This window comes from Stutzerimonas kunmingensis (genome assembly GCF_002929225.1).
Classification (GTDB): domain Bacteria; phylum Pseudomonadota; class Gammaproteobacteria; order Pseudomonadales; family Pseudomonadaceae; genus Stutzerimonas.
This window is the reverse complement of sequence record NZ_PISM01000022.1, coordinates 231,432-250,218: the sequence shown is the minus strand read 5'-3', so window position 1 is coordinate 250,218 and position 18,787 is coordinate 231,432. Positions and strand designations below refer to the sequence as shown.

12 protein-coding genes are annotated in these 18,787 nt (G+C 66.6%); 4 read left to right on the top strand and 8 right to left on the bottom strand.

Annotated elements, in window-relative coordinates:
- Positions 1 to 20: 20 nt before the first annotated feature.
- Entirely contained in the window at positions 21 to 986 is a 966-nt protein-coding gene (locus CW305_RS20445) for a PstS family phosphate ABC transporter substrate-binding protein (protein WP_014818690.1), read from the bottom strand.
- Positions 987 to 1,208: 222 nt separating this feature from the next.
- Here CW305_RS20445 and CW305_RS20440 point away from each other — a divergent pair, with 222 nt between their 5' ends.
- Entirely contained in the window at positions 1,209 to 1,610 is a 402-nt protein-coding gene (locus CW305_RS20440; protein WP_003303235.1) for an acyl-CoA thioesterase, read from the top strand.
- 8 nt (positions 1,611 to 1,618) lie between these two features.
- Here the strand turns inward: CW305_RS20440 and CW305_RS20435 are convergent, their stop codons facing one another.
- Positions 1,619 to 2,833 (bottom strand): GGDEF domain-containing protein, encoded by a 1,215-nt coding sequence (locus CW305_RS20435; protein WP_104098809.1) that lies wholly within the window; start codon positions 2,831 to 2,833, stop codon positions 1,619 to 1,621.
- 165 nt (positions 2,834 to 2,998) lie between these two features.
- On the opposite strand from CW305_RS20435, the gene CW305_RS20430 reads away from it, so the two are divergent.
- On the top strand, positions 2,999 to 3,907 hold the full coding sequence (locus CW305_RS20430) for an AEC family transporter (protein WP_104099119.1): 909 nt from the start codon (positions 2,999 to 3,001) through the stop codon (positions 3,905 to 3,907).
- Here the strand turns inward: CW305_RS20430 and CW305_RS20425 are convergent, their stop codons facing one another.
- The 4 genes from CW305_RS20425 to recC all read right to left on the bottom strand — a co-directional run bounded on the left by CW305_RS20425 (position 3,908) and on the right by recC (position 13,283).
- On the bottom strand, positions 3,908 to 4,351 hold the full coding sequence (locus CW305_RS20425; RefSeq protein ID WP_023443983.1) for a hypothetical protein: 444 nt from the start codon (positions 4,349 to 4,351) through the stop codon (positions 3,908 to 3,910).
- A gap of 130 nt (positions 4,352 to 4,481) precedes the next feature.
- On the bottom strand, positions 4,482 to 6,332 hold the full coding sequence (gene recD / locus CW305_RS20420; RefSeq protein ID WP_104098808.1) for an exodeoxyribonuclease V subunit alpha: 1,851 nt from the start codon (positions 6,330 to 6,332) through the stop codon (positions 4,482 to 4,484).
- Between the two features lie 136 nt (positions 6,333 to 6,468).
- A complete protein-coding gene (gene recB / locus CW305_RS20415; RefSeq protein WP_104098807.1) occupies positions 6,469 to 10,017 on the bottom strand; it encodes an exodeoxyribonuclease V subunit beta in 3,549 nt (1,182 codons plus the stop codon).
- Positions 10,014 to 13,283 carry an exodeoxyribonuclease V subunit gamma gene (recC, locus tag CW305_RS20410; protein ID WP_104098806.1) on the bottom strand — a complete coding sequence of 1,090 codons (3,270 nt, stop codon included), beginning with the start codon at positions 13,281 to 13,283 and terminating at the stop codon, positions 10,014 to 10,016. The genes recB and recC overlap by 4 nt, the downstream gene beginning before the upstream one ends.
- Positions 13,284 to 13,509: 226 nt before the next feature.
- On the opposite strand from recC, the gene CW305_RS20405 reads away from it, so the two are divergent.
- Entirely contained in the window at positions 13,510 to 14,406 is an 897-nt protein-coding gene (locus CW305_RS20405; protein ID WP_104098805.1) for a cache domain-containing protein, read from the top strand.
- Between the two features lie 140 nt (positions 14,407 to 14,546).
- Entirely contained in the window at positions 14,547 to 16,232 is a 1,686-nt protein-coding gene (locus CW305_RS20400) for a Na/Pi cotransporter family protein (protein WP_104098804.1), read from the top strand.
- Positions 16,233 to 16,248: 16 nt separating this feature from the next.
- Here the strand turns inward: CW305_RS20400 and CW305_RS20395 are convergent, their stop codons facing one another.
- Both CW305_RS20395 and CW305_RS20390 read right to left on the bottom strand, forming a co-directional pair.
- Positions 16,249 to 17,271: an AbrB family transcriptional regulator gene (locus CW305_RS20395; RefSeq protein ID WP_104098803.1), complete on the bottom strand. Its 1,023-nt coding sequence runs from the start codon at positions 17,269 to 17,271 to the stop codon at positions 16,249 to 16,251.
- Between the two features lies 1 nt (position 17,272).
- On the bottom strand, positions 17,273 to 18,787 hold the full coding sequence (locus tag CW305_RS20390) for a tripartite tricarboxylate transporter permease (protein ID WP_041015074.1): 1,515 nt from the start codon (positions 18,785 to 18,787) through the stop codon (positions 17,273 to 17,275).

Below are 18,787 nucleotides of genomic sequence, written 5' to 3'. Positions count from 1 at the left end.
CGCCGGCCGTCACGCGGGTCTTACAGACCCAGGTCCTGCATGGTCTTGTCGACCACCTTCTTCGGCAGCGGGATGTAGCCATCCTTGACCACGACTTCCTGGCCCTGCTTGGAGAGCACCAGCTTGAGGAACTCGGCGTCGATCGGGCTCAGCGGCTTGTTCGGCGCCTTGTTGACGTAGACGTAGAAGAAGCGCGCCAGCGGGAACTTGCCAGCCAGAGCGTTCTCTTCGTTGGCCTCGAAAGCCTCGCCACCCTTGGACAGCGGTACGGCGCGGACGCTGGAGGTCTTGTAGCCGATACCCGAGTAACCAATGGCGTTCAGGGTGCTGGAGATCGACTGCACCACCGAAGCGGAGCCCGGCTGCTCGTTGACGTTCGACTTGAAGTCACCTTTACACAGGGCTTCTTCCTTGAAGTAGCCGTAGGTGCCGGATACCGAGTTGCGACCGAACAGCTGGATCGGCTTGGCCGCCCACTCGCCGGTCATACCCAGGTCGCCCCAGGTCTTGATGTCCTTCTCGCCACCGCACAGGCGGGTGCTGGAGAAGATCGCGTCGACTTGCTCGATGTCCAGCGACTTGATCGGGTTGTCCTTGTGCACGAACACCGCCAGGGCGTCGATGGCCACCGGAACGGCAGTTGGCTTGTAGCCATACTTCTCTTCGAAGGCCTGAATCTCGTTGTCCTTCATCGGGCGGCTCATCGGGCCCATGTTGGAGGTGCCTTCGGTCAGAGCGGGCGGCGCGGTGGAGGAGCCGGCAGCCTGAATCTGGATGTTGACGTTCGGATAGCTGCGCTTGAATTCCTCAGCCCACAGGGTCATCAGGTTGGCCAGGGAGTCCGAACCGACACTGGACAGGTTGCCGGAAACACCGGAAGTCTTCTGGTAGCTCGGCAGCGCCGGGTCCACAGCAGCGACCGCGCTCGCGGCGCCAACGCCAGCGGCTACAAAGGTCAGGGCCGCCATCAAACGATTCAGTTTCATACCTTGCTCCTAGCAGGTGTGTGCTCGAGTGTGTTGGAACGGGGGCCAGTATCTGCAGGCCGTGTGAACACTCTATGAAGCAAGTGTGACAATCTGATTACCAAGCGCACCGTTGACCTGGTTCGGTCGCTGTAGCGCAACACAGCCGCTATACTCGCGCCGTCGCCCGTGCCAGAGCGGGCATTTCGCGCCAGAACAACAACGCGCCGCGAGTCCGACCGAATGAAAGAATACGAACAGGAAGATCCGATCCCGCAGGGCGACCTGGCCCTGCAGCTCACCGCATTGCCGCGGGAAACCAATGGTTTTGGCGATATCTATGGCGGTTGGCTGGTGTCGCAGATGGATCTGGCCGGCACTGCGATGGCAAGCCGCGTGGCCGCCGGCCGTGTCGCCACGGTCTCCATCGATCGCATGGCGTTCATGGTTCCGGTAGCGGTTGGCGCGCAGCTGTCCTTCTATACCCAGACGCTGGAGGTCGGGCGCAGCTCGATCCGCATGCTGGTGGAAGTCTGGAGTGATGACCCGCTGTCCAGCGAGTGGCGCAAGGTCACCGAAGCCGTCTTCGTATTCGTCGCCATCGACGGCAGCGGCCGCACCCGCTCGGTGCCACCGCGCCGCTAAGCCATCCGCTAGTGAGGCTGTGGCTCGGGTCGCAGTAGCCCGGCCGCGACGGCAAAGCGATTCTTGCCACCACTCTTGGCCTGATATAGCGCGGTATCGGCGCAGTGATAGAGCTGCTCGGCCTGCTGGCCGTCCTGCAACGTGGCGATCCCGATACTGACACCCACACGCGCCGCCGGATCATGCGGATGTCTGATATCCAGCGCGGCCAGCGCGTTGATCACCTGACGGGCAATGCGCTGTGCAGCGGCGTTGTCGCAGTTGTACAGCAGCAGTGCGAACTCCTCACCGCCAACCCGTGCCGCCTCGTCCAGCGGGCGCCGCGCGAAGCCGGCGAGCAGCTCGCCGAAGGCGCGGATCAGTGCATCGCCGGCCGGATGGCCGAAGGTGTCGTTATAGGCCTTGAAATCATCCAGATCGAGCAGCAGAAGGCTCAGCGGGCGCCGGTCTCGGCGGGCCTGGGCGATCCGCTGGGGCAGCGCGCGATCATAACTGCGCCGGTTGGCCAGACCGCTGAGCGCGTCGTGCTCGGCGACCCAGCCCAGCAGTTGGCGGGTGAGGAACTGGTCGCGCTGCGAGTACTCATGAACATAGCGACTGATCGCGCCGATGATCAGCAACAGCAGGTAGTAGCTGACGGCGATCCAGTGTTCCGGCATCTGCTCGGCCGACAGGATCAGGCTAGCCATGCACACATCGGCCAGCACGATCAGCACCGCGCACAGCAGCGCCCACCAGAACGTCACGCCGAGAAAGAAGAACGACGCGACGATCAGCAGCCCGGCGCCATAACGGAAATTCAGCTCCGCATCGAGCGTTTCGAAGCGGATGTCGATCAGCGCGGCCAGCATGCCGACCATCACCAGCAGCACCGGAAATATGCGGTTGGCCTGCGCGCGAAACCTGCGGCTGTAGAAGGTCAGCACCAGCACGACGACGCCCGGCAGAATCTGCAGGAGGCGCAACAGCGTCAGCGTTGTCAGCCAGCCGGTATCGGCAAGATCGAACAACCGGTGTTCGCAATACAGATATCCACCGACCGCGAAGATCAACAGCAGGGCGGCGAGGCGTTGCGATAGTCGCGCATGACGATCCAGATAGCGCCGAAACTCCCTCTCCAGCTCCGGCGCGAAGCGCAGCAGACGGAACCCGCCATGCAACTGCCGGCCATAAGGCGTATCGCGGAAGTCCTCGGTAGAGGCCTGGGGGGGTATGTGGCGCATCGGAAGCTCGCAGGTTCGACGCGCGATGATATCACCAAGCCACCACGCAACAGACAACCGTCCGACCGACGTAGCACCGCTGCCGCCACGCCAGCTCGAAGATGAGGGTTGCACTGGCGGATGGCAGCATCGAAGATCGCGCTACATGCACTGTTGGATGTATCCGTGACCGCCCTGCTACTCGCCCTCTGGCCCCTGTTCGCCCTTATCGTCGCCGGCTATTTCCTGCGCCTGCGCGCCTTTCCCAGTGCCGAATTCTGGCCCGGCGCCGAGCGCATCAACTACTTCATCCTATTTCCCGCCCTGCTGTTCAGCAGCCTGGCCACAGCGCCGCTGGATAACCCAGCACTGCCGCGCCTGGCCGGTGCCGTGATGCTCGGCCTGGGCCTGGCCTGGATCGGGCTGCTGATCGCCAAGCGGTTGCGCGGCTGGTCTGCCGGCCGCTTCGGCGCCATCACCCAGGGCGTGCTGCGTTTCAACACCTACCTCGGCCTGGCCGCGGTGGGCAGCCTGTTCGGCAAGGAAGGTCTGGCGTTGGCTGCGCTGATGCTGGCGCTGATGGTGCCGACGGTGAACGTGATGTCGGTGTGGGCGCTGACCGCCGAGCGCGGCGTCAGCGTGCGCGGTCTGCTGCTGCCCATCGCAAAGAACCCGCTGATTCTCGCCTGTATCGCCGGCGCGCTGGTCAATCTGTCGGGCCTGGGTCTGCCCGGCGGCACCGACCGCCTGCTAGGTCTGCTCGCCGCCGCCAGCCTGCCGTTGGGCCTGCTCTGCGTCGGCGCGGCGCTCAAACCCCAGGAGCTGGGCGGGGAAATCCCGGCGCTGGGCTGGAACAGCGCGGTGCGCCTGCTGGCCGTTCCGCTGCTCGCCTACGGTGTGGCGATGGTGCTCGGCCTGCCCGATATGGAAACCACCATCCTGGTGCTGTTCTTCGCCCTGCCCACCGCCCCCACTGCCTACGTGCTCACCCGCCAGCTCGGCGGCGACAGCCATCTGATGGCTGGCATCATCACCCTGCAGACCCTGCTCGCGGCGGCCAGCCTGCCGCTGGTGCTGACGCTGCTCAACGGCTGATCAGCGCGCGACCTGCCCGCGTAGCAGACGCAGCAGCATCAGCGCCATGCCGACACCCAGCGCGCCGAGCACCAGCAGCGGGCCGAGATAACCGAGGGCGTCCTGCAGCCAACCGAGCAGCAGGTGCAGCCATTCGGTGTGCAACGAGGCTTCCACTGCAACGTAACCGCCCTGCTCCCAGATCTGGTAGGCGGCGTACAGCGGGATCAGCGTCAGCGGCAGCAGGATCAGGCACAGCCAGTAGCCGCTGCGCCGGTACGCACCCAGCAGCCCCCATGGCAGGTAGGCGGCGCGAATCAGCTGGAAGAAGCAAACGATGTAATAGACCACCAGCAGCAGGGCGAAACCGCTGGCCACGGACGGCGCGAGCCAGAGTTCACGCAGCGCCGCGGTGCTGATGAACAGGCTGAGTGCGCCCCATAGCAGAAGAAAGAAGGTTCTCATCGCAAGTCCCGGTGTCGGCTTTTGGCGAAAGCGCATCGGAACAGAATTCCGAGCGCCATACGCACAACCGCTTCACGAAACAGGCGGCGATGAGCAGCGATCATGTCGGCTTCGAGCAGGCGCGCACGGTTTAGAACAGGCTGAGCTGATCGCTTTTTGGCTCATCTGGCTTGGCCGCCGGCACTGCCTCTGTGGCTCTGGTCTGAGCGCTGGGGGGCGCCAAGCGTTCGGCCAATCCTGCGGCGCGCTCGGCGCGGGTATTGACCGCTTCGGCCAGCCGCGCCGGCAGCGCCCAGATCTCCACCTTGCGCTTGGCGCGGGTGATGCCCGTGTAGAACAGCGAGCGCGTCAGCAGCGGGCTGGGCTGTTCCGGCAACGCCAGCAGCACCTCGGTGAACTCTGAGCCCTGGCTTTTGTGCACGGTCATGGCGAAGGCGCTGTCATGACTCGGCAACCGTGCCGGGGCAAAGCCGCGATAGCCCTCGTCGCCCTCGAAGAACACCCGCAGGCCCTGCTCGGTTTTCAGACACAAGCCGATATCGCCGTTGAACAGGCCCAGGGCGTAGTCGTTCTGCCGGACCATCACCGCGCGGCCGGGGTACCAGCGTTCGCGGGCGGGCACACCGAGGCGACGCTTGAAGCGCGCTTCCAGCGCCTCGTTGATGCCAGTGACGCCAAAGGCGCCTTCGCGCTGGGCAGTCAGCGCGCGGAAACCGTTGAAGGCCTCGAACGCGGCGGATGGATCGGTCTGGCGTGCGGCCTGCAGGTAAGGTGCATAACCCTGTTCCAGCCTCTCGATCAATGCGGTCGGGCTGGGCGTTGCGCTCCAGGCGAGGTCTGCACGGCCTTCCTGCAGCAGCGCGACGGTGCCCTTGGCGTCACCAGCGTTGATGCGCCGCGCCAGTTCGCCGATGCCGCTGTCGCCGGCGAAGCGGTGGCTGTGGGTGAGCAGCACCACCGCATCGCCAAGGCGCGAGCGCGGCGTCTCGACCGGTACGTTCTGCCCGGTGAGGCGTTGCAGATCGGTCGTGGCCTGACTATCGAATCCGCGCCCTTCGCAGAGTTCGGCGAACACCGCACCGGCTTCCACGGCGGCCAGCTGATCCTTGTCGCCGAGCAGGATCAAGCGCGCCTTGGGCGGTAGCGCTGCAACCAGCTTGGCCATCAGTGCCAGATCGACCATCGACGCTTCGTCCACGACCAGTACGTCCAGTGCCAGCGGATTGGCCGCGTCATGGCGCACCTTCGGGCTATCGCCGCGGCTGCCGAGCAGGCGGTGCAGTGTGCGCGCCTCGTCCGGCAGAGCGTCCTTGACGGCATCACTGACCGGCAGATCGGCCTTGGCGTTGCGGATCGCTTCGGCCATGCGCGCAGCAGCCTTGCCGGTAGGTGCCGCGAGGCCGATGGCGAGGCGCTCGCCGCCGGGCTGCTCGAGCAGCGCCGCCAGCAGGCGTACCACGGTGGTGGTCTTGCCGGTGCCGGGGCCGCCGGAGATCACCGCCAGGCGCCGACGTACCGCCTGGGCCGCGGCTAACCGCTGCCAGTCGGGGCTCTGTTGGTTGAAGGCGAACAACCGCGCCAGGCTGTCGCTCAGCTGAGCCTCGTCGGCATCGGGTGCGTCCGCTGCACGAGCCAGCAGCTGTTCCGCCAACTGCTGTTCATAGGCCTGGTAACGGGCGAGGTAGAGCCGTTCCCCGACCAGAATCAGCGGTGCGTAATCCCCCGGCGCACCGATCAGCGATGAGGCGTCCAGCTGCGCTCGCCAGGTCGCAAGCGGCGGCAGGCTGAAATCCTGATCCGGCCATGGCCGCTTGCCGGCTAACCGACCCAGCGGCAGGCAGACGTCTCCGGACGCCAGGGCTTCACAGCAGAGCGCGGCGGCGAGCAGCACCGTTTCAGGGGTATCCGGCTCGAGGCGCTGCAGACTGGCGATGAAGGCGCGCTCCAGTGGGTCTAACGGAAACTCGAATATATTCGTCATCGTGGCGACCTCGATCCAGCAGAAACCCGCTTGCTGGCAGTACTCGTTCCGGTACCGCGGATCGCCAGCAAGCTGGCTCCTACAAGAGCGGGCGCTTGCCGTTCGCGAGATAGGGCTCCTGCGAATATGGGGCGCATCACTTGCCCTCCTCGAACAATCGATCCAACGCATCGAGCAGCGCATCGTCCGGCCGCGCGAAGTAGACGCCGGCGTCGGGCATGCCGCGCAGGAACAGGTAGAAGGCACCGCCGAGCTGCTCGTCGTGGAAGTCCGCCAGGCGCTGGCGCAGGAAGCGGCGCAGGGCGACCAGATAGATCAGGTATTGCAGGTAGTAATGCTCGCCTGCCAACGCCTGCAGCAGCCGTTCGCCGCCGTAGTAGCTGGCATCCGGGCCGAGCCAGTTGGACTTGTAGTCGGCGATGTACCAGCGGCCGTTGTGCTCGAAGGTCAGGTCGATAAAGCCTTTGAGAAAGCCCTTGAGGCTGTCGAATTCCAGCCGCGCCGCCGCTTCGCGCAAGGGTTCGGCGAGGCCGTTGGCCGGATCGACGAGCAATGCGCGCAGCCGCGCCACATCCAGATCCCGCACCGGGAAGGTGAAGCCCAGTTCCGGCAGGCGTCTGGCCGACTGCAACGCGGCGAGGGTCAGGCCGGCGCCATCCATATCGGTGTCGAGCACCTTTTGCAGATGGCTGATGGCGATTTCCTTCCACTCCAGCGGCAGACCGTAGGCCTGCAAAGCGGGTTCGACCAGCGCCTCCAGCTCGCCTTTGCCTCGCGCCCAGTCTTCGAGAATCGCGTGCAGGCAGGTTCCGGCGCGCGCGCCACGGGGAAAGGCAAAAAAGCCGCTGCCCGGCTCGCCGGCATCGGGAATGGCCAGGGCGTCGCGGTCCGGCGCTTCCATATGCATGCCGGCGGCAAGGCCGGAGAAACTGCCGATGCGCCAGGCGCTGTGCAGGCTGCGATTGAGCTGCGACAGCTGCTGAGGCGGCGCGGCGCGGCCGGGACCCTGGGCATTGGCTTCGCGTGACTCCAGCGGCAGGCAGGCCATATGGCCGTCGCTTCCCTGCACCAGTCGCTCGATGGCCAGGCGCAGGCTGCCACCGTTGAAGTCCGCCAAGTAGTTGCCCAGCTCGCTCAGCGGTTGTTCACCTGGGAGTTCGCGCCCATGCAGCAGCCAGGCCAGGGCGCTGCTGTGCAGGCCTTCATCGGCCAGGCTGCCATCCTTTTTTGGTTTGCAGAGATTCACAGGCCCCCAGTGCAGCCAAAGCCGGTCACGGGCGCGGGTCAGCGCGACATAGGCCAGGCGCAGCTGTTCGGCGAAGACTTCCTGGCGGGCGCGTTCGAGGTTGTCCTCCAGCTCGCCGCTGCCAAGATCCAGCAGCGGCTGACCGTCAGCGTCGTGGCAGCGGGCGTTGTCGCGATTGTTGCCGAGCAGCTTGCCGTCCCAGAGGAAGGGGCAGAACACCAGCGGGTATTCCAGGCCCTTGCTGGTGTGGATGGTGACGATCTGCACCCGCTCGGCATCGCTTTCCAAGCGAAGCAGGGCTTCTTCGCCGGCGCCTTCGCTACCTCGCTGCTGGTTGAACCAGGCCAGCAATGGCTCCAGCCCCGGCCGCAGCAGGCTTTCGGCCTGCAACAGTTCACCGAGATGCAGGAGGTTGGTCAACCGGCGCTCGCCATCGACCCGTGCCAGCAGCCGTTCGGCCACCGCCTGATCGTCGAGCCAGGCACGGAATACGCGCATGAAGCCCTGCTGCTGCCAGAGCTGGTGATAGCGCTCGGCGGCTTCGCGCTCGGCGTCCCACTGCTGCTGATCGTCCTGGCAGCGGGCGAGATCGGCAGCGCTGCGGCCCAGTAGGCGCGTGGCCAGTGCATAGCGCAGCAGCCCTTCACGACCGGGCTCGGCATAAGCGGCAAGCACCGCGGCCAGCTCACCGGCCTCCTCGCTGCGCCAGACGCTGTCGCGCCCTCGGCGCACGCTGGGCACACCACGTGCGGCCAGTTCATCGGCGATCATCCCGGCCTGCCGGTGGTTGGCGACCAGCACGGCAATGTCGCCACCTTTCAGAGGGGTGAACACGCCGTCCTTTTCGAAACCAGCATGGCCCTCCGCAGCGCCTGCCAGTTGCAGGGCGATACGCCGTGCGGTGTCGCTCGCCGCCAGCTGTGCAGCTTCGCCCTTGCCAAGCGGATCGTCGCCAAGCCAGACCAGCGACAGCGGCGCCGCCTCGCCCTCCTCCACCAGCCGCAAGCTCGCACGCGGCTTGTCGGCCGCGCCTACTGCTGGATAGCGCAGATCAGGTTGGGCGAACGGCTGTGGATGATCGAACAGCTGGTTCAAGACGGCGATCAGCTCGGGCGTCGAGCGGTAATTGGTCGGCAGGTTGAAGGGCTCGCGATCGGCCTGCTGCTTGGCCGTCATATAGGTTGCAAGGTCCGCGCCGCGGAAGGCGTAGATCGCCTGTTTGGGATCGCCCACAAAACACAGCGACGCCTCGCCCCCCTTGGCGTAGATGCGGTTGAAGATGGCGTACTGGATCGGGTCGGTGTCCTGGAATTCGTCGATCAGCGCCAGCGGATAGGTGGCACGCAGCGAGGCCGCCAGGTCTTCGCCGACCGGGCCTTGCAGCGCCTGGTCCAGACGATTGAGCAGATCGTCGAAGGCCAGCAGCCGCTGCGCCGCCTTGCGTTCGGGCAGCTCACGGTTGAGCCGCTCCAGCAGCGCCACCTGCAGGGCGATCAGGCGTTGCTTGCCGGCCGGCAGCGCCTCGGCGACCTGATCGGCCAGTTCATCCAGTGCATGGGCCAGTTCGCAGACGGGCGCGTCATGGCCCTTCTTGCAGGCTTTCGTCAGCGCGCGGACACCGAACTTGGCCGCGCCCTCGGGTAGGTCGAACATCACGGCCGGATCGGCGAAATAGGCATCCAAATCCATCTGCCAGGGCGCAAATTTGATGCTTTTGTGGGTGCTCTGGCTGAGTCCACCATGGGCCAGCAGCTCGGCGACCCAGGCGCTGCCCGCTCTCTTCCACAAATCAGCGGCGCGCTGCCAGGCGGCTTCGACCGGGCGCAGATCAGCGGCGACCGGCGCACCCTGCGGCTCGACGCGCAGATAGGGCTTGCCCAGATGACTGCGCAAGCGCTGACGTAACCACAGCGGCGTGATCCGGCTCTTCGCCAGAAAGCGCGCCCAGGCCGGATCAGCATCAGCCAATTCGCTGCGCCAGGCGTCGGCCAGCAGCGCGTCGATGATCTCGCGGTCATCGGCGGTCAGCTCGCTGTCGAAATCGCCACCGGCCTCGAACGCGGCGTCCTGAAGGGCGCGCTGGCAGAAGCCGTGAATGGTGAAGATCGCCGCCTCGTCGAAACCGTGCACCGCCAGTAGCAACCGGCGGCGCGAGGCTTCGTCCGGGTAGCGGGCGTGGAGGCGGTTGAGGAAGTCATCCTCGCTCGGCGTGCCGTCATAGACAGCCAACAGGTCGGCCAGCCTTGCGCGGATGCGCTCGCGCAGCTCGGCGGTGGCCGCGGTGGTGTAGGTGACCACCAGAATCTGCCCCACCGACAGCTGCCGCTCCAGCAGCAGACGGGCGTAGAGCGCGGTGAGCGTCCAGGTCTTGCCGGTGCCGGCGCTGGCCTCGATCAGCGAGCGGCCGTCGAAGGGCGAGTCGAGCAGGTCGAGTTTCATGCTTCCTCCTCGTCTTCAGCCAGGGCGTCGAGTGCCGGGCCGATCAATTCCTGAGCCAGTGTTTCGAAGCGCTGGTCCAGCGGATCGCGGTCGCGGAAGGCCAAGGCGTTCCAGGGGTCTTCGGCTTCGGCGGCGATTGGGCTGAATTCTGCGCCGAGCCAAGCTTCGCGGGCGCGCTTGCGGGCGCAGTCGAGCGGTTCACTGCCGCGGGCCGGCTTGCGATAGCCCTTGGCGAAGGCATGGCTGCTACGCGGCAGCAACGGCAGTGGCTCACGGATGGCACAGCGATAGGCGGCGAGCCAGGGTTCGAGCAGCTCGGCGGCATTGGCCAGCGGCCCCAGTTGCCAGTCACCGGCGGGCGATAGCATCAGGCTGTGGCGCTCGATACCGGGCGTGGCGGACAGGTTGAGCAGCAGATGACGCAGCCAGAACGGCGGCAGGTCCCACTCACCGAGACGGCCAAGCTTCCAGCCGAACAGTCCGGCCGGGGTCACGCCATCGAGCCAGCCATGGATACGCACGCCGGCCAGGGTGATATCCACCGGCAGCGGCTCGGGCACCGCTTCCGGGCGCAGTTCGAACAGGCGCGGCGCAAAGGCACGCACCGGCCCGCGCAGCTTGCCCCACAGCGCCTGGCCCAACTCGCCCGTCGGCAACCAACCTGCGGCGCAGGCCATACGTCGTTCGTCTTCATCACTCCAGCCGTGCTCCATCGCCTGCAGTGACAGACGCCGCAGGCCATTCCAGGCCGGCATCTCCAGATCGAAGGGCTCGTCACTGGCGAGCGATTCCTGGTCGTCGGCCAGACGCAAACCAAGGCGCTGTTCGAGCAGGAAGCGCGCCGGATGGCGAAAGCACTGCAACAGCTGCGACGGCTCGATGGTCAGCCAGGCCTCATCCGGTTCGGCGAGCACGCTGGCGAAGGGTTGCGCCTGCGCCTGTGGTGGCTCGGCCAGGCGCTGGGCGGCGCGGAACCAGGGCGAGGAGAACCCGGTGCAGAGCCCGTCGCCAAAATTGCGTGGCGAGAAGGGCTGCAATGGATGGGCGACGAGGACCTGCTGACTGACCGGCTTCGTGCCATCGGCCAGCACCGCCGTCATGTCGACCGCTTCCAGCACTTCGCTGAGCAGCACCGAAGGCGGCAGCACGGCGTTGTCGCGCGGGTCGCGGCCGACATAGGACAGGTACAGCGCCTCACGCGCCGAAAGCAGGGTTTCCAGCAGCAGATAGCGGTCATCGAGACGTCGTGCACGATCCCCGCGCCGTGGATGCCGGCCAATCAGGTCGAAGCCCGACGGCGGCGTGCGCCGCGGGAAGGCGCCATCGTCCAGGCCGAGCAGACAGACCACGCGGAACGGCAGGCTGCGCATCGGCACCATGGTGCAGAAGGTCACCGCACCGGTGAGAAAGCCCGAGGCGCCGCCGCCCTGCTGCAACGCGGCGCTGAGCTGCTGGTGCACCAGTTCCAGCTCGATGGGCCGGGTGAGGTCGGCGGCCTGGGCCTGATCGCGCAACGCCGCGCAGGCCTGGGACAACAAGAGCAACGTGTCGCCGGCTTCGCGCTCGTCGAACAGGGTGTCGATCAGGATTTGCAGGTCATCGGCCCACTCGCCCAACGGACGCGGCCGCGCCAGCTGATCGGCCATGACTCCGAGCCGTTCGACAAACTCCACCAGCCGCCCGAGCAACTGCCCGCGCGCGCCTTCCAGGGCATCCAGCGGCCAGTGCTCGCCGAGCAGTGGCGCGTGGTCGCCAGCCAGTTGCGGCGGCGCGGCAAAGCCCAGCAGCAGGCGGTCCAGCCCCTGGCGCCAGGTGAAGGCTGACTCGTCCGGCAGGCCGAGACGCGCCCGCTGGCTACCGTCGCGGCCCCAACGCACGCCGGCTTCGCGTAGCCAGTCGCGCAGCAGCGGCAGGTCTTCGCTTTCGATCCCGGCGCGCCGGGCAATGGCCGGCTGCTCCAGCCAAGCGAGGACTTCCTCGGCGGTAAAACGGCTCTGCGCCAGCATCAGCAATTCGAGGAAGGCCTCGATCAGCGGCATTTCGGCGCGCAGGCTGCGGTCGGCGAGGCTGTAGGGAATCCGCGGGCTGCCCTCGCGGGGGGCGAACACGGCTTCGATAAAGGGTGCGTAGCGCTCGATGTCGGGGGTCAGCACCACCACCTGATCAGGCGTCAGCGCCGGGTTGGCGGCGAAACGAGCCAGCAGCTGGTCATGCAGGATCTCTACCTCGCGCAGCGGCGAATGGGCGATATGCACTTCCAGCGAACGGTCACCGTCGCCCAGCGTGATGCGCTCATCCGGCAGGCGGGTACGCAGGCGCAGGATGTCGTTCTGCAAGGCGTGCAGCAGGCTGTCGTCGCGCAGGTCTTCGTCTTCGGAATACAGGCCGAACTCCTGGCTGCCTTCGCTGGCGGTCAGGCTGAACAAGGAATCGAAGAAGTCCCGGCCCTGCTTGCCAAGGCTGGCCAGCAACGGGTGACCCACGTCCAGGTACCAATCGTCAGCGCCGCTCTCAGGCTGGCGCGCCAGCTCGCGGATATCGCGAATCTCGCCCCACGCCTCGCGGCTCGGGTTGAGTGCGCATACCACCACGTCGATATGCCGCGCCAGACCATCGAGCACGCGCAGGTGGTGCGGTGGCAGGCTGCTGATGCCGAACACCAGCAGGCGCTCGGGCAGGCCGGGCAACGGTTGGTCGCTGTAGAGCCGCTGCAGCAGATCGTCGAGCAGCCGCGCGCGGTGCGGATGGCCGTCCTTGGTCAGCTCGCGCCAGAGCAGCGCCTGCCAGGCTTCGTCCGGACCGAGATCGAAGGTTTCGCCACGCTCCCAGGCTGCCAGCCAGTCGTCGCGATAGAGCAGGTATTGGTCGAACACGTCGGCGATCTTCGCCGCCAGCGACAGCCGCCGGCGCTCATCGCCGCCGTCGAGATACTGCGCCAGACGTGGCGCCAGCTCGAGATTGGTTGGCTCGCAAAGCCAGCCATAGAGCCGCCAGGTCAGGGTAGTCGGGGAAAACGCCGACTGCTCGGGCAGGCTGCCAAGCACCGTGCGGCTCAGGTCCCAGACGAACTTGGCCGGCAGCTGAATCTCCAGCTGCATGGCGATGCCCTGCTTGCGTGCCAGCTCAAGCGTCAGCCAGCGCCCCATGCCCTGGCTTGGCACCACCACCAGCGCCGGGGCGAAGGGGTCGGCGAGCGGCTGGGCAAGCAGGCGCGTGGCCAGTTCGCCGAGGGTTTCCAGATCAGGGGCATGGTAGAGGCTGAGCATGAGTGCACCGCGTGAACAGAAGTCGCTAGGTTACAGGCCGCTCTGCAGCGGAGCGAGCCGTGCACTTGAGTCTGTATCCCGGTTGCGACAACTCGTGTCGCGGCGAATCTCCTCCTTTCGCCTTGTCCTTTTGCTCCTCTCGACCAATATCAATTCCGCTGCTGCTGCCTAGCATGGGGATACGGGGCGGCCGCTTAGTCGCCCGCCATCAGGTCAGGAGTCGTTCATGAACCGGAACCGCAAGAAGCTGCTCGCCCTTTCCCTATCCGCCACGCTGGGCGCCGTGCCGCTGCTTCTGCACGCACAGGAGCCAGCCCAGCAGCGAACGCTCGGCTCGGTGGAGCGCAGCCACGCCAGCCAGGCCCGCGGCCTGCTCGACCAGGCCGTGCTGACCTTCCAGGCCAAGGGCCCGGAGCAGGCACTGGCCGCCTTCAACGACCGCAACGGTGAATTCGTCCACGGCCAGTACTACATCTTCGTGCTCGGCGAGGACGGCACCATGCAGGCAAGCAGCGGCCCTTCGGCCAGCCTGGTGGGGCTGAACGTCGCTGAACTCAAGGATGCCGCCGGCAAGTCCTTTATGCGTGAAATCCTCGACAAGTCGGCCAAGCAGGACAGCGGCGAAGTCGAGTACCAGTGGCTCAACCCGGCCGACAACAAGGTCGAGAACAAAATCAGCCAGTTCCGCAAGATCGGCGACCACGTGCTCTGTGTCGGCTATTACATCCCGCGTGCCACGGCCGAGCACGCCAAGGCGCTGCTCGACCGCGCCGTGCAGCAGGTCAAGGACAAGGGTGCCGAGGCCGCCTTCCGTAACTTCAACGACCCGCGTGGCGGCTTCGTCTTCAACGACGAGTACGTCTTCGCCATCGGCCTGGATGACGGTCGCTACCGCGCCAGCGGCAGCTCGCCGAACCTGGTGGGTGTCGATGTGCGCAACGTCAACGATGCCGCCGGCAAGCCGCTATTCAAGGAGATGATCGAACTGGCCCGCAAGCACGGCTCCGGCAGCGTCGACTACGTTTGGCGCAACCCCGCGACCAACGCGGTCGAGCAGAAGCACACGCTGATCCAGCGGGTCGACGACGTACTGCTCGGTGTCGGCTACTACACCCGCCCCTGAGGATCGGGCGAAACGGGCTTTGTGACGTTTCGGTGAACGGGGCCGGCAGGCCAGGGTCAATCGAGTATCCCCGGTAAAGCGCTGCGTCCTTGTGACGCAGGCTTTCGTCGTTGCTGCTCGCCGGGGCAGGAGCCCGACCGATGCTGACCCTGTTGCACCTGCTGTCGTCCATCGCCCTGCTGGTCTGGGGTACGCATATCGTGCGTACCGGGATCATGCGGGTGTATGGCTCGCACCTGCGACGGGCGCTCGGCCAGAGCATGGGCAACGCGCCGCTGGCCTTCGGCGCCGGCATCGGCGTCACCGCGCTGGTGCAGAGCAGCAATGCCACCGCGCTGCTGGCCATCTCCTTTGTCGCCCAGGGTCTGATGGCGCTGCCCACGGCGCTGGCAATCATGCTCGGCGCGGATGTCGGCACTGCGCTGATGGCCCGCGTGCTGACCCTCGATCTTTCCTGGCTGTCGCCGCTGCTGACGCTGCTCGGCGTCTGCCTGTTCCTCTCGCGCAAACAGACCCGCGTCGGCCAGATCGGCCGCGTGCTGATCGGCCTCGGCCTGATCATTCTCGCCCTGCAGTTGATCGTGCACGCCGCCGAGCCGATCACCGAGGCGCGCGGCATGCAGGTGCTGTTCTCCTCGCTGGCCGGCGACACCCTGCTCGCGGTGCTGGTGGGCGCGCTGTTCGCCGTGCTGTCGTATTCCAGCCTCGCCGCGGTGCTGCTGACCTCGACGCTGGCCGGTGCCGGCCTGATCAGCCTGCCGGTGGCGCTGGGCCTGGTGATCGGCGCCAACATCGGCAGCGGCCTGCTCGCCTGGTTCAACGCCAGCCTGCAGCCGGCTTCGGCGCGCCGCGTGGCGCTGGGCAACCTGCTGTACAAGCTGGCCGGGCTGATCGTGCTGCCGTTTCTCGGCATGCTGGTGGCCTGGATGGACACCCTGGGTGTCAGCGCACAGACCCAGGTGATCGGCTTTCACCTGATCTATAACAGCCTGCGCTGTGTGATCCTGCTTCCCACCGTTAAGCCGATGGCGCAGTTGTGTGAATACCTGCTGCCGGAGCGTGCGCTGGACAACGGCGTGGCGCAGCCGCGGCATCTCGACCCCGCCGCGCTGGATACGCCGAGCCTGGCGCTGGCCAATGCGGTCCGCGAAACCCTGCGCATCGGCGACATGGTGGAGCTGATGTTGGCGCGGCTGCTGGAGGTGCTGCGCGAAGACCGACCGGAGCCCGGCGACGAGATTCGCCGCCTGGACGATGACGTCGACGCCCTCTACAGCGGTGTGAAGCTCTACCTGGCGCAAATGCCGCGCGAAGACCTCGCCGAGCAGGAGGGCCGGCGCTGGGCGGAGATCATCGAGCTGGCAATCAACCTGGAACAGGCCGGTGACATCATCGAGCATATGGTCAGCAAGGTGCAGAACCTGAAGACGTCCAAGCGCCGCTCCTTCTCCGACAGCGGGCTGGAGGAACTTGGCCAGTTGCACGCCCAGCTGAGTACCAACCTGCGGCTGGGGTTGTCGGTCTTCATCTCCGGCGATTCCCATAGCGCCCGCCAGCTGCTGCAGCAGAAACGCCAGTTCCGCAAGCTCGAGCGCGAACTGGCGCACTCCCACGTGCAGCGCTTGCACCAGCAGGTGGTGGAGAGCATCGAGACCAGCGCCGCGCACCTGGAGCTGATTGCCGACATGAAACGCCTCAATTCACTGTTCTGCAGCGCCGCCTATCCGGCACTGGAAGGCCCCGGCGGCAACAAGGCGCGCACAGCCGGCGAAGCGCCACGGGGGGTGATATCCGGAGAGCCCCACCTGCCGGGACGGCCGGCCTGATCCAGAGCCACGTCGGTCAGCAAGCGCGGCGTTGCCAGAGGCGAAACAACGGCTCGGCGAGAAACATCACCAGAAACAGCCTGAGCACCTGCACCGCGGTGACCAGCGCCACCGACAGCTGCAGCGCTTCCGCGGTAAGGCACAGCTCGGTAATGCCGCCGGGCATCATGCCGAGCATCAGCGACACCTCGTCCAGCGCGGTCATCCAGCCCAGCGCGCCGCCCAGTGCGGCAGCGAGCAGCATCGCCAGCAGGGTGAACAGCAGAATGCGCAGCAGGAACGCCGGCGCACTGCGAAAGAACGGCCGGTCGAAATGACAGGCCAGTGAGCAGCCGATCAACCACTGGCCGAGCGCGCCGGCCCAGCCCGGCAGGCCGACGTGCAGGTCGAGCGCCACACTGGCCAACGCGCAGGCGGTCAGCGGGCCGAGCATCCACGGGTTGGGCTGGTTCAGCCGTTGCCAGAGCAGCGCCAGCAGACCGCCCGCCGGCAGCAGCAGCGCCAACCAGGGCCAGCTCACCGGCGCTGGCGCTGGCGCCTCCATCGACGGCAGGCCCCAGGTGAACAGCGCCGGCACGATCAGTACCACCAGCAGCAGGCGCAGGCTGTGCGCCGCCGCCACCCGCGCCGGTTCGGCCTGGTGCCGGTTGGCCAGCACTACCATCTCGCTGGCGCCTCCCGGCATGCTGGCAAAGAACGCAGTGGCGCGATCGGTGCCGCTGCGCAGCAGGATGAAGAGGCCGATCAGGCCCAGCAGCAATGTGCCGACCGCGCCGGCGAGGATCACGCCGAGATGCGCCAGCACCTGCTGCATAACCTCGCTGGTGAAGTGCAGGCCGATGGCGCTGGCGACGATCCATTGCCCGACCTGACGGCCGCGCGGCACCTCGCTCACCAGCCAGCCACTGCAGCGCACGGCGATCACCGCCAGCAGCGAGCCGATCATCCACGGCAGCGGCCAGTTGGCCAGAGTCGCCAGCCAGCCGCCGAGCGCACCGATCAGCGGGGTCGCCCACCAGGCCGGCAGCCGCCGATGCATGTCAGGCCTGCGCCTCGACCACGTTGCCGCGACGGCGCTTGAGGTACCAGCGCAGCGCCGGCATGCCGAGCATCGCCACGGTCAGCGCCCACAGCGCCAGGGTGATCGGGCTGCCCCAGAGGATGCCCAGCTCACCGTTGGAGATCGACAGCGCACGGCGCAGGTTGTCTTCCATCATCTCGCCGAGCACAAAGCCGAGAATCAGCGCCGACAGCGGGAAGTCCAGCTTGCGCAGCAGGTAGCCGAACACGCCGAGGCCGACCATCAGCACCAGGTCGAAGGTGGTGCTGTGCACCGAATACACGCCGACCATGCTGATCACGGTGATCGCCGGCACCAGCACCCAGTTCGGCACGGCGAGCATGCGCGAGAACAGACCGACCAGCGGGATGTTCATCACCAGCAAGATCACGTTGCCGATGAACAGCGAAGCGATCAGGCCCCAGACCACGTCCGGCTGCTGTTCGAACAGCAGCGGGCCGGGGGTGATGTTGTACAGCGTCAGCGCGCCGATCATCACCGCGGTGGTGCCTGAACCCGGCACGCCGAGGGTCAGCATGGGGATCAGCGAGCCGCAGGCCGAGGCGTTGTTGGCCGCTTCCGGCGCCGCCAGGCCGCGCAGGTCGCCATCACCAAAGCGGCCCTTGTCGCCGGCCATGCGCTTCTCGCTCATGTAGGTCATGGCGCTGGCGATGGTCGCCCCGGCGCCCGGCAGCGTGCCGATGACGAAGCCGGCCACGGCACTGCGCACCATGGTCCAGAAGGTCAGGCAGAACTCCTTGAAGTTGAACAGCAGCCGGCCACTGGCCTTCACCGCCTTCTGCCCGCTGTGGGTCTTTTCCAGCATCAGCAGGATCTCGCTGACGCTGAAGAAGCCGATCACCACGATGACGAACTGGATGCCGTCGGACAGGCTGACGCTGCCGAAGGTGAAGCGGTAGACGCCGGTGGTCGAGTCGACACCGACGGTGGCCAGCGCCAGGCCCATCAGCGCGGCCATCAGAGTCTTCACCGGCTTGTCGCCGACCATGCCGCCGAGACAGGCGATGGCGAAGATCATCAGCACGAAGTACTCCGCCGGGCCGAAGGCCACCGCCCACTTGGCCAGCAGCGGGGCGAACAGCACCACCCCGCAGGTGGCGATGGTGCTGCCGATAAAGGAGCTGACCGCGGAAAGCGACAGGGCGATACCCGCCTTGCCCTGGCGCGCCAGCGGGTAGCCGTCGAGGGTGGTCATCACCGCGGCGGCATCACCCGGCACGTTGAGCAGGATCGCCGAGATGCGGCCACCGTATTCGCAGCCCAGGTACACCGCGGCGAGCAGGATCAGCGCGGTCTCCGGCGGCAGGCCGAGGGCGAAGGCCAGCGGCAGCAGCAGCGCCACGCCGTTGATTGGGCCGAGGCCCGGCAGCAGGCCGACCACGGTGCCGACGAAGGCGCCGAACAGCGCCACCAGCAGGTTGGTCGGTCGCGTGGCGACATCGAAGCCCTGCATCAAGAAATTCAGTGTTTCCAT